At 70.3% G+C, this 10,947-nt stretch carries 7 protein-coding genes; 5 read left to right on the top strand and 2 right to left on the bottom strand.

The genetic code is table 11. The annotated features are described in order from the left end of the window. The first annotated feature begins 43 nt into the window (after positions 1 to 43). A complete protein-coding gene (locus BLW27_RS10175) occupies positions 44 to 241 on the top strand; it encodes a SlyX family protein (RefSeq protein WP_089882845.1) in 198 nt (65 codons plus the stop codon). Positions 242 to 257: 16 nt separating this feature from the next. On the opposite strand, the gene BLW27_RS10170 is transcribed toward BLW27_RS10175, so the two are convergent. Further along, positions 258 to 845 (bottom strand): hypothetical protein, encoded by a 588-nt coding sequence (locus BLW27_RS10170; protein WP_089882844.1) that lies wholly within the window; start codon positions 843 to 845, stop codon positions 258 to 260. Positions 846 to 928: 83 nt separating this feature from the next. Beyond that, complete coding sequence (gene dnaE, locus BLW27_RS10165) at positions 929 to 4,426, bottom strand: DNA polymerase III subunit alpha (protein WP_089882843.1); 3,498 nt, start codon at positions 4,424 to 4,426, stop codon at positions 929 to 931. A gap of 250 nt (positions 4,427 to 4,676) precedes the next feature. Here dnaE and xdhA point away from each other — a divergent pair, with 250 nt between their 5' ends. From xdhA to BLW27_RS10145, 4 genes are read left to right on the top strand one after another with little or no spacing between them, the layout of a single operon-like run. After that, on the top strand, positions 4,677 to 6,044 hold the full coding sequence (xdhA, locus tag BLW27_RS10160) for a xanthine dehydrogenase small subunit (protein ID WP_089882841.1): 1,368 nt from the start codon (positions 4,677 to 4,679) through the stop codon (positions 6,042 to 6,044). Further along, entirely contained in the window at positions 6,041 to 8,488 is a 2,448-nt protein-coding gene (xdhB, locus tag BLW27_RS10155) for a xanthine dehydrogenase molybdopterin binding subunit (protein ID WP_089882838.1), read from the top strand. The genes xdhA and xdhB overlap by 4 nt, the downstream gene beginning before the upstream one ends. Then, positions 8,478 to 9,428 (top strand): xanthine dehydrogenase accessory protein XdhC, encoded by a 951-nt coding sequence (gene xdhC / locus BLW27_RS10150; RefSeq protein ID WP_089882835.1) that lies wholly within the window; start codon positions 8,478 to 8,480, stop codon positions 9,426 to 9,428. Before xdhB ends, xdhC begins: the two co-directional genes overlap by 11 nt. Continuing rightward, a complete protein-coding gene (locus tag BLW27_RS10145) occupies positions 9,395 to 10,918 on the top strand; it encodes an ABC transporter ATP-binding protein (RefSeq protein ID WP_089882833.1) in 1,524 nt (507 codons plus the stop codon). Before xdhC ends, BLW27_RS10145 begins: the two co-directional genes overlap by 34 nt. Positions 10,919 to 10,947: the final 29 nt, after the last annotated feature.

Genomic DNA, 10,947 nt, shown 5'->3' with positions numbered 1-10,947 from the left:
TCCCTACGTCGAGGGGAGCGAGGATGCCGAGAGGAGCGAAGCCATGGACCGTGACGTCGAGGAACGCCTTGCCCACCTGGAGCGCAGCGTGGACGACATGTCCGACACGGTCGCCCGGCAGGACCGCGAGATCGAGAAGCTGCAGCGCCGCGTCGAGGCGCTGATCGCCCGCGAGGCCGAGCGCGCGTCGGAAGGCACCGGCGGTGTGGTCGTCGGCGACGAGCGGCCGCCGCATTACTGAGCCAGCGAGGCGCGCGTCAGCGGGACTTGATGTCCAGCGCCACGACGTCGCCGTCGTGCAGCAGCAGGTTCTTCCAGCGCGGGTTCGAGCCGTGGCGCTCGTAGAGGCTGATGAACACCGTGTCGCGCGCCAGCCGGCCAAGGCGGTCGCCGCAGGGCGCATCGTCCTTGACGCGGCACAGCGCGCGCTTGATCCGGTCGTAGGCGGCGTCGGTCGCGGCCAGCGGCTGGTTGCGCGAGGGCGCGCCGAAGCGGATCATCTCGTAGGTGTCGGGATGGCCGAACATCGCCAGCGCGGCGGTGACCTGCCGCGCGCAGCCGTCCTTGAAGCCGGTGACGTAGAAGGTGCGCTGGCCGGTCTGGCCGGGCGCGCTGTCGTGGATGGCGTAGCCGCGGCCGGAATCGGGGTAGCGCGCGATCTCGGTGCCGAGGCGCGCCTTGGACACGTCGCAGGCGCGGCCGATCTGGCCGTAGGGCAGCACGGCGTTCGGGCCGACCTCGACGTATTGCACGCCGTCCGCGCCCCCTGCCCCGCCGCCCATCGGCGCGCCGGAACAGCCGGCAAGAGTCAGTCCGGTGATGGCGACGATGGCGCGGATGATCATGCAGGCCCCCTCGATGGCTGAGGCCTTCTAGCGGGTCGCGCCACGCACCGCCAGCGGAACGGACGGCGTGGGCGAAGCGGCGCCTAGACTTCTTCCACCGCCAGCACACCGGCCAGTGATTTCACCGCGCCGCGGATTTCCGGCGTGACTGGGAATTCCTGGCCGAGGCGCAGCACAGTGTCGCCGGGAAGGCCGACGTAATCGGGCAGCAGCAGTTCCACCGGGCCGCGCGCGGCCTTGGGCAGCTGGTCGGCGGCGCGGTTCAGCACGCCGGCGATCTGCGACAGCGCCGAGGCATCGTCGAGGAAGATGCGCAGGCCCGTGACGGCGCCGGCAATCACCTGGTCCATCGGCGACACGCCCCGGCCCAGCAGCTTCAGCTGGTCGGCCTCCATCGTCGCCTCGACCGTCAGCAGGACCTTGGCGCCGGTTTCGAGGAATTCGCGCGACTTTTCGAGTGTCTCGGAAAACAGCGTGACCTCGAACGCGCCCGACGGGTCGGACAGCTGGCAAAAGGCGAAGCGGTTGCCGCGCGCGGACTTGCGCTCCTGCCGGCCGGCCACGACGCCGGCCATCCTGGCGACCAGCGGCGCGCTTTCGGCGCGGGCGGTAACCTCGTCCAGGGTCATCACGTCGCGGCGCTTCAGCGCCGGCATGTAGTCGTCGAGCGGATGGCCCGACAGGTAGAAGCCGACGGCCTTGAATTCCTCGGCCAGACGTTCGGCCGGCAGCCAGTCGCCGACCGGCGACAGGCGCGGCTCGGGCAGATCCTCGCCCGCCTCGCCGAACAGCGAGACCTGGGCGCTGCCCTTCTGGTCGTGGATCGCGGCGGAATAGGCCACCAGCGCGTCGAGGCTGTCAAAGACGCGGCGGCGGTTGTTGTCGAGTTGGTCGAAGCAGCCCGCGCGGGCCATCATCTCCAGCGGCCGCTTGCCGACCTTCTTGAGGTCCACGCGGCGGGCGAAGTCGAACAGCGTGGCGAAGGGTTTCGCGCCACGTCCCTCAACCACCAGCCGCATCGCCTCGACGCCGACGTTCTTGAGCGCGCCCAGCGCGTAGACCAGCGCGCCGCCCTCCACGTCGAACGTCGCCTGAGACCGGTTCACGCAGGGCGGCACCCAGGGCAGCGACAGGCCCTTGCGGACCTCCTCGAAATACACGGACAGCTTGTCGGTCAGGTGGATGTCGCAGTTCATCACGCCGGCCATGAACTCGACCGGGTGGTTCGCCTTGAGCCACGCGGTCTGGTAGCTGACCACGGCGTAGGCGGCGGCGTGGGACTTGTTGAAGCCGTAGTTGGCGAACTTGTCGAGCAGGTTCCAGACCTCGATCGCCTTGTCCTTGTCGACGCCGTTGGCCTTCGCGCCTTCGAGAAACTTGGGCCGCTCGGCGTCCATCGCCTCCTGGATCTTCTTGCCCATCGCGCGGCGCAGCAGGTCGGCGCCGCCGAGCGAGTAGCCGGCCATTTCCTGCGCGATCTGCATCACCTGTTCCTGGTAGACGATGATGCCCTGCGTCTCGTCCAGGATGTGATCGATCGTGGGGTGAAGCGCGGCGCGTTCCTTCTTGCCGTTCTTGACCTCGCAATAGGTGGGGATGTTCTCCATCGGGCCGGGGCGGTAGAGCGCCACGAGCGCCACGATGTCCTCGATGCAGGTGGGTTTCATGCGCTTGAGCGCATCCATCATCCCCGAACTTTCCACCTGGAACACCGCGACCGTCTTGGCGCGGGCGTAGAGGTCGTAGGATTTCTCGTCGTCGAGCGGGATCAGGTTGATCTGGTTCTCGGCCCCCGGCGCGGGCTCGTAAAGCTCGGTCCCGTCGGCGGCGACGTGCAGCGGGCGGCCGGATTTCAGGATCAGGTCGACGGCGTTCTGGATCACCGTCAGGGTCTTGAGGCCGAGGAAGTCGAACTTCACCAGACCGGCCTGTTCGACCCACTTCATGTTGAACTGCGTGGCCGGCATGTCCGATCGCGGATCGCGATACAGCGGCACCAGCGCGTCCAGCGGCCGGTCGCCGATCACCACGCCGGCGGCGTGGGTGGAGGCGTTGCGCAACAGCCCCTCGACCTGCTGGCCGTAGGTCAGAAGGCGTTCGACCAGCCATTCCTTGTCGGCCTCTTCCTTCAGGCGCGGTTCGTCCCGCAGGGCCTGTTCGATGCTGACGGGTTTCACGCCCTCGACCGGGATCATCTTGGACAGACGGTCGACCTGCCCGTAGGGCATCTGCAGCACGCGGCCCACGTCGCGCACGGCGGCCTTGGACAGCAGCGCGCCGAAGGTGATGATCTGGCCGACGCGGTCGTGGCCGTACTTCTCCTGCACGTAGCGGATCACTTCCTCGCGCCGGTCCATGCAGAAGTCGATGTCGAAGTCGGGCATGCTGACCCGCTCGGGGTTCAGGAAGCGTTCGAACAGCAGGCTGTAGCGCAGCGGGTCGAGGTCGGTGATCGTCAGCGCGTAGGCGACCAGAGAGCCCGCGCCCGAGCCGCGGCCGGGGCCGACGGGGATGTCGTGGTCCTTGGCCCACTTGATGAAGTCGGCGACGATCAGGAAGTAACCCGGAAACCCCATCCCCTCGATGATGTCCAGCTCGAATTCCAGGCGCTTCTCGTACTCCTCGACGGATGCCGCGTGGGGGATGACGGCGAGGCGCTCTTTCAGGCCCTCCTGCGCCTGGCGGCGCAACTCGTCCACCTCGTCGTTGGCGAAGCGCGGCAGGATCGGGTCGCGGCGGTAGGCCATGAAGGCGCAGCGCTTCGCGATCTCGACCGTGTTCTCCAGCGCCTCGGGCAGGTCGGCGAACAGCGTCGCCATCTCCTGCTGGGACTTGAAGTAGTGCTGCGGAGTCAGGCGGCGGCGCGGGTCGTTCTGGTCGACATAGGCGCCCTCGGCGATGCAGATCAGCGCGTCGTGCGCCTCGTACATCTCGGTCTTGGGGAAGTAGACGTCGTTGGTGGCGACCAGCGGCAGGCCCATCTCGTAGGCCATTTCCACATGGCCGCGCTCGGTCGCGCGTTCGGATTGCGGCAGCCCGTTCTCGCCGGGATGGCGCTGAAGCTCGACATAAAGGCGGTCGCCGAACATGGTGTGCAGGCGGGTCATCAGGGTCTGCGCGGCGGGGCGCTGGCCGCCCTGCAGCAGGCGGCCGACGGGGCCGTCGGGACCGCCGGTCAGGCAGATCAGGCCCTCGGCGTGGCGTTCCAGTTCGTCCAGCGTGACGTGCGGCAGCTCTCCGTCCGTGCGCAGGTAGAGGCACGAGTTGAGCTTCATCAGGTTCTCGTAGCCGGCCTCGGACTGCGCCAGCAGGACCACCGGTGCGGGCGGCTTGGGGCGCTCGCCGGTTCCGGGTGCGAGGAAGCGCAGATCGACCTGGCAGCCGATGATCGGCTGGATGCCCTTGCCCGCGGCCGCGACCGAAAATTCCAGCGCGGCGAAGAGGTTGTTGGTGTCGGTGACGGCGACGGCCGGCATCTCGGCGGCCTCGCACAGGCCGGGCAGCTTCTTGAGCCGCACGGCCCCTTCGAGCAGCGAATACTCGGTGTGGACGCGCAGGTGGATGAATCGGGGATCGGCCATGCCGCCACGATATGTTGGGGTTGCCCGCGCGAAAAGCCCAGATCGGACGCGCGGGCGCCGCGCGCCGCCCGGACGCCGCGTCAGCCCGCCCTTCGCGCCGCGCCGGGGCGCGCGGTTGCCTTTTTGCCTTGCCAAACGGCGGGCAGCGCCCCTACCCTTCCGTCTGAACTGGCAATCGCGCGCCCTCTACGCCGCATCGAGGGCGCGCACCCGGACACCGGGCACGGATGGTAAGGCGGCAGGTTTTCTCATGGACATCACGTTTCTTCTCAACGGAGAGACCGTGGCCCTGCGCGGCGTGGACCCCACCGCTACGCTGCTGGACTGGCTGCGCGGGCCGCGCGGGCTGACCGGCACCAAGGAGGGCTGCAACGAGGGCGATTGCGGCGCCTGCACGGTGATGGTGGCCGACGACGACGGCGCCAAGGCGCTGAACGCCTGCATCCTGTTCCTGCCGCAGCTGCACGGCAAGGCCGTCCGCACGGTCGAGGGGATCTCGGGGCCCGAGGGGCAGTTGCACCCGGTGCAGCAGGCGATGATCGACCACCACGGCAGCCAGTGCGGCTTCTGCACGCCGGGCTTCGTCGTTTCGATGGCGACGGCGCACCTGAACGGCGACACCGGCCACGACGATGCGCTGGCCGGCAATCTGTGCCGCTGCACCGGCTACGCGCCGATCGTACGCGCGGCCGAGGCCGCCGCCGACGCGCCTGTCCCGGACTGGATGCGCGACGAGGCGGCTTTGGCCGCGGCCGAGGAGTCGCCCCGGAACGCGCCGGAGACGGCCGACGAACTCGCCGCGCTCTATGCCGCGCAGCCCGACGCGACGCTGGTCGCCGGGGCCACGGACGTGGGGCTTTGGGTGACCAAGCAGATGCGCGCGCTGGGGCCTGTCATTTTCCTCAACCGCTGCCGCGACCTGCAGGGGATCGAGGAGACGGATGCGGGCCTGCGCATCGGCGCGGGCGTCACGATGGACCGCGTGCTGGTCGCCATGCGCGACCGCCATCCGGGCTATGCCGAGATGATCCGGCGCTACGGCAGCGCGCAGGTGCGCGCGGCGGCGACGATCGGCGGCAACATCGCCAACGGCTCTCCCATCGGGGACAACCCGCCGGCGCTGATCGCTTTGGGGGCGTCACTTCACCTGCGCCACGGCGACACGCGGCGCGACCTGCCGATCGAGGACTTCTTCCTCGACTACGGCAAGCAGGACCGCGCGCCGGGCGAGTTCGTCGAGGCGGTGACCATTCCCGCGCAGCCCGACCGGCTGCGCGTCTACAAGCTGTCCAAGCGCTTCGATCAGGACATCAGCGCGGTCTGCGGCGCGTTCCGGATCACGCTCGAGAACGACGTGGTGACCGACGCCCGCATCGCCTTCGGCGGCATGGCCGGCATCCCCAAGCGCGCCGCGCATGTCGAGGCGGCGATCACCGGCCGCCCGTGGGACGAGGCGACGCTGGCCGCCGCCGACGAGGCCTGGGCGCACGATTTCCAGCCGATGAGCGACATGCGCGCCTCGGCCGCCTACCGGCTGGCGACGGCGCGCAACATGCTGCGCCGCGCCTGGCTGGAGGACCAGGGCGTGGCCGCGAACGTGCTGGAGGTGCGGGCATGAGCGTATCCAAACCCCTGCCCCACGACGCGGCGAAGCTGCACGTCACCGGCACCGCGCGCTACGTCGACGACATTCCGACCCCGGCGAACGCGCTCCACCTCGCCTTCGGCCTGTCGCCGATCTCGGCGGGGCGCATCAAGTCGATGGATCTCGACCCGGTGCGCGCGGCACCCGGCGTGGTCGCGGTCTGGGCGGCGGACGATCTGCCCGGGCCCTGCGACTGCTCGCCCTCGAACCATGATGAACCGCTGCTGTCGGACGGCACGATCCACTATGCCGGCCAGCCGCTGTTCCTGGTCGCCGCCACCAGCCACCACGCGGCGCGCCGCGCCACGCGGGCGGCGCAGGTCGAGTACGAGGAAGCCAAGCCGATCCTGACGATCGACGAGGCGCTGGCCGCCAACAGCAGGTTCGAGGACGGCCCGCGCATCTGGTCGCGCGGCGACACCGCAGGCGCACTGAAGGATGCGCCGCACAGTGTCGAGGGCAGCATCGAGATCGGCGGGCAGGAGCATTTCTACCTGGAGGGCCAGGCCGCACTGGCGATGCCGCAGGAAGGCGGCGACATGGTCGTGCATTCCTCGACCCAGCACCCGACCGAGATCCAGCACAAGGTGGCCGAGGCTCTGGGCCTGCCGATGCACGCCGTGCGGGTCGAGACGCGGCGCATGGGCGGCGGCTTCGGCGGCAAGGAGAGCCAGGGCAACGCGCTGGCGGTGGCCTGTTCGGTGGTGGCCGCGGCGACCGGTCGGCCCGCGCGGATGCGCTACGACCGCGACGACGATTTCGTCATCACCGGCAAGCGGCACGATTTCCGCATCGCCTACCGCGCGGGCTTCGACGATGACGGCCGGCTTGCGGCGGTCGAGTTCGTGCACTGGACGCGCTGCGGCTGGTCGATGGACCTGTCGCTGCCCGTGGCCGACCGGGCGATGCTGCACGCCGACAACGCCTATTTCGTGCCGAACTTCCGGATCGAGAGCCACCGGCTGCGCACCAACATGCAAAGCGCCACCGCCTTCCGCGGCTTCGGCGGCCCGCAGGGCATGGCCGCGATGGAGCGGGTCGTGGACCACGTGGCGCATGCGCTGGGGCGCGATCCGCTGGAGGTCCGGCGGGTGAACTACTACGCGGCTGCCGGGGGCTCTGCGCCCATGCCCGCGGCACCCTCCCGGGATGCTTCCGGACAGAAGAAGACCGGCGACGGTGCCGAAGCGCCCGAGGTGACGCGCGGCGCGATGGAGGAGGACGCGACCTCGCGCGGGGCGCAGTCGGTGACGCCGGTGCATGAGGGCCACGCTGCGACGGGCGTGCAGACGACGCCCTACGGCATGCCGGTCGAGGATTTCATCCTGCACGAGATGACCGACGCGCTGGCCGAGCGCTGCGATTATGACGCGCGGCGGGCGGCGGTGGCGCGGCGGAACGCCGCCAACCCGGTGCTGAAGCGCGGGATCGCGCTGACGCCGGTGAAGTTCGGGATCTCATTCACGCTGACGCATCTCAACCAGGCGGGTGCGCTGGTGCATGTCTACCAGGACGGCTCGATCGTGATGAACCACGGCGGCACCGAGATGGGCCAGGGCCTGTTCCTGAAGGTCGCGCAGGTGGCCGCGGACCGGTTCGGCGTGGGCATCGAGGCGGTGAAGATCACCGCGACGGACACCGCGAAGGTGCCCAACACCTCGGCCACGGCGGCCTCGTCAGGGTCGGACCTGAACGGCATGGCGGTCAAGGCCGCCTGCGACGAGATCCGCGGCCGGATGGCCGCGCACCTCGCGGCGTTGCACCAGGCGGATGCGGGCAGCGTGCGCTTCGAGGACGGGCAGGTGCACGTGGGCGGCCAGGTGCTGAGCTTCGCCGAGGCGGCGAAGGAATGCTATCTCGGCCGGGTCAGCCTGTCGGCCACCGGCTTCTACAAGACGCCCAAGCTGGAATGGGACCGGATCAAGGGCCAGGGGCGGCCGTTCTTCTACTTCGCCTACGGCGCCGCGTGTTCCGAGGTCGTGGTGGACACGCTGACCGGCGAGCACCGGATCCTGTCGACGCACATCCTGCACGATTGCGGCCGGTCGCTGAACCCGGCGGTGGACCGGGGCCAGATCGAGGGCGGCTTCGTCCAGGGCGTGGGGTGGCTCACGTCCGAGGAACTGGTCTGGGACGATAAGGGCCGGCTGCGCACACATGCGCCGTCGACCTACAAGATCCCGGCCTGCTCGGACCGGCCGGACGTGTTCGAGGTCGACCTGTGGGACGGCGAGAACCGCGAGGAGACGATCTATCGCTCAAAGGCGGTGGGCGAGCCGCCCTTCATGCTGGGGATCTCGGTCCTGATGGCGCTGTCGGACGCGGTGGCGGCCTGCGGCGACGCCTATCCGGCGCTGGACGCGCCCGCCACGCCCGAGCGCGTGCTGGCAGCGATCGAGGGCGTGCGTGGTGCTTGACCTGCGCGCCCTGCGCCACGCGGTCGAGGCGCAGGGCCGCGTCGCGCGCGTGGTCATCGCCGACGTGCAGGGTTCGACCCCGCGCGAGGTCGGAGCCTCGATGCTGGTCTGGCCGACGGACGGCGGCTTCGGGCAGTCCGGCACGATCGGCGGCGGTGCGCTGGAATTCGAGGCGGCGAAGGCGGCGCTGGCGCGCACGGGCCTCAGCCGCCACCCGCTGGGGCCGCAGCTGGGCCAGTGCTGCGGCGGCGCGGTGACCTTGCTGACCGAGCACTACGACGTCGAGGCGGTGGCGGCGCTCGAGGGCCGCGACGTGATCGCGCGCGGCACGGGCGAGATGCCGCTGGCGGTGGCGCGGCTGCTGGACCGGGCACGGGCGCGTGGCGAGGTGCCGGTCGCGCAGCTGGTGCAGGGCTGGATGGTCGAGCCGGTGGCCCGCCCCGGCCGGCCGCTGTGGATCTGGGGCGCGGGGCATGTCGGCCGCGCGCTGGTCGACGTGCTGGCGCCCCTGCCCGATTTCGCGCTGACCTGGATCGACACGGCGTCCGACCGCTTTCCCACCGCGATCCCCGAGGGGGTCGAGGCGATCCCGGCGGCGGAACCCGCCGCGCTGATGCCGCGCGCGCCAGCCGACGCGGCGCACCTGATCCTGACCTACAGCCACGCGCTTGACCTGGAGCTGTGCCATACCGCGCTGAGCCACGGTTTCGGCTTCTGCGGCGTCATCGGGTCCGACACCAAGTGGGCGCGATTCCGGTCGCGGCTGGCGGCGCTGGGGCATGCGCCGGGGGAGGTCGAGCGGATCACCTGCCCGATCGGTCGCAAGGAACTGGGCAAGCACCCTCAGGCAATTGCCATCGGGGTCGCGGCGCAGTTGATAACAATGAAAACGGGGGACACAGGCGCTTGGCCGAAACGCTTCTCAGAATCCGGGGCCTGACAAAGGCCTATCCCGGGGTCGTCGCCAACGACGACGTGAGCTTCGACATCCGCGAAGGCGAGATCCACGCCCTGCTGGGCGAGAACGGCGCGGGCAAGTCCACGCTGGTCAAGATGATCTACGGCCTCGTGGCGCCGGATCGCGGCGGGATGGAGCTGCGCGGCGCGCCCTTCGCGCCCGGCAAGCCGTCCGAGGCGCGGCGCGCCGGCGTGGCGATGGTGTTCCAGCACTTCTCGCTGTTCGACGCGCTGGACGTGGCCGAGAACGTCGCGCTGGGGATGGAGAACCCGCCGAAGGCCCGCGACCTCGCGCGCCAGATCCGCGACGTGTCCGAGACCTACGGGTTGCCGCTGGACCCGCACCGGATCGTCGGCACCCTGTCGGCGGGCGAGCGTCAGCGGGTCGAGATCATCCGCTGCCTGCTGCAGGACCCCGGCCTGCTGATCATGGACGAGCCGACCAGCGTGCTGACGCCGCAGGAGGTCGACATCCTGTTCGAGACCCTGCGCAAGCTGCGCAGCGAGGGCACGGCGATCCTGTACATCTCGCACAAGCTCGAGGAGATCCGGAGCCTGTGCGACCACGCGACGATCCTGCGGCTGGGCAAGAAGGTGGCGACCTGCACCCCCTCCGAGACCTCGGCGCGGGAACTGGCCGAGATGATGGTGGGGTCGAGCTTTGCCGCGCCGCAGGCGCGCGCGCACCAGGCGGGCGCGGTGAGGCTGGAACTGCGGGGACTGACGCTGCCGGCGCCGGGCGCTTTCGGCACCCCGCTGCGCGACGTGAGCATGCAGGTCGCCGGCGGCGAGGTGCTGGGCATCGGCGGCGTCGCGGGCAATGGCCAGGACGAGCTGCTGGCCGCGCTGTCGGGAGAGCGTCTCGCGCCGGCGGGTTCGGTCTGGCTCGAGGGGCGCGACGTCAGCCGCGAGGGCCCGGTGGCGCGCCGCGACGCGGGCCTGCTGACAGGCCCCGAGGAACGGCTCGGCCACGCCGCGGCCCCCGACATGAGCCTGATCGAGAACGGCGTGCTGACCGCGTCGCGGCGCAAGCGCCTGGTGCGGCGCGGCTTCATCGACTGGCCGCGGGCGAAGTCCTTCGCCGAGGACGTGATCGAGCGCTTCGACGTTCGCACGCCCGGGCCCCATGTGGCGGCGCGCGCGCTGTCCGGAGGCAACCTGCAGAAATTCGTCATGGGACGCGAGATCGTGCAGGAGCCCGAGGTTCTGGTCGTGAACCAGCCCACCTGGGGCGTGGACGCGGCGGCGGCGGCCGCGATCCGGCAGGCGCTGCTGGATCTGGCCGCGCAGGGTGCCGCGGTGGTGGTGATCAGCCAGGACCTGGACGAGCTGATGCAGATCGCCGACCGCTTCGCGGCGCTGAACGAGGGCCGGCTGTCGCCGGCGCGGCCGGTGGCCGAACTGAACATCGAGCGGATCGGCCTGATGATGGGCGGCGCGCATGACCTGGAGACTGCCCATGCCGCTAAATGACGGCGTTGCCCGGCCCGACCCGGGCGCGG

This window comes from Citreimonas salinaria (genome assembly GCF_900107235.1).
Lineage (GTDB): Bacteria > Pseudomonadota > Alphaproteobacteria > Rhodobacterales > Rhodobacteraceae > Citreimonas > Citreimonas salinaria.
This window is presented reverse-complemented; position numbering and strand designations above follow the sequence as displayed.